This window comes from Aequorivita sp. IT1282 (assembly GCF_058068205.1).
Genome location: NZ_JBYRHR010000013.1, coordinates 1 through 1,162 on the forward strand (window position 1 = coordinate 1; position 1,162 = coordinate 1,162).

At 44.7% G+C, this 1,162-nt stretch carries 1 pseudogene; it reads left to right on the plus strand.

The window, feature by feature from the left end:
- Positions 1-1,162, plus strand: a pseudogene (locus tag AC3RVG_RS15970) (hypothetical protein); the annotation flags it as partial.

Below are 1,162 nucleotides of genomic sequence, written 5' to 3' on the forward strand. Positions count from 1 at the left end.
GGAAACCTTATTGAGTGCGATGTAAACAACGACGGCTTTGCTGCTTTTGACCTTACCCAGCAGGATTTGGTGATTACTATGGGCGATCCTACCTTAACGGTTACTTACCACGGAACGATGCTAGATGCAGAAAATGGTGTATTGCCATTACCGAATCCGTATGTAAACGATCAGATTTATCTAGATGCACCCATTACAGACCCATTAGATCCAAACTATGGCACCGGTGGTGTTTGGGCGCGAGTTTCTAGCAGTACCAACAGCTGTACGGTTGTTGTTTCCTTTGCCCTTGAGGTGCGTTTTTCGCCAGTGGGCACAGAACCTGCAGAACCACTACGTTTGTGCGACGATACTGTAGCCGATGGCTTTACGTTTTTTGACCTTACGGTAGTTGCTGCAGAAGTGCTAGGCACCCTAGACCCAAGCGGTTTTGACCTTTACTATTACGAAAGCCTTGTAGATGCAACCGTTGCTGGCGATAATGCGATGAACGCACCAGATTTTTCTCAGGCCATTCCAGACCCGACAAACTTTTTAAACAGCACCAACCCACAAGATATTTATATACTGATAGTAGGTAACGGCACGGGCACCATCCCTCCAAACCCTAATGTTAGTGAAGGCTGTTACGACATTGTAACATTAACCCTTATTGTAGATCCACGCCCTGCGAATTTGGGTCCTTTTGAAATGTCACTTTGCGACGATGAACTTCAGGGAAGTACCCTTGAAGATGAAATTTCAACATTTGATCTTACCAGCCAAAACATATTAGTAACCGGTGGCGATCCTACCATTACAGTAGAGTGGTTTTTAAATGCAGCCGATGAAGCTGCAGGTATTCCGATTCCTAACCCAACTACGTTTCAAAATACAGCAACCCCACAAACAGTAATAGGTCGCGCAAGTTCAGAGTTTGGATGTAAAACTTTAATTACCCTTACCCTAACAGTATTACCAAACCCAAACCCAAACACAACCCCAGATCCGTTAGAACTTTGCGACGATGATGATGACGGTATAGTAGGCGGTTGGGATCTTACCCTTGCCGATATAGATATTAAAGATGGTGAGCCAGACGTATCTGTAACCTATTATGAATTTGAGGCCGATGCGATAGCTGGAATTCCAGGTACAGAGATACTAATGCCTTACACGAATA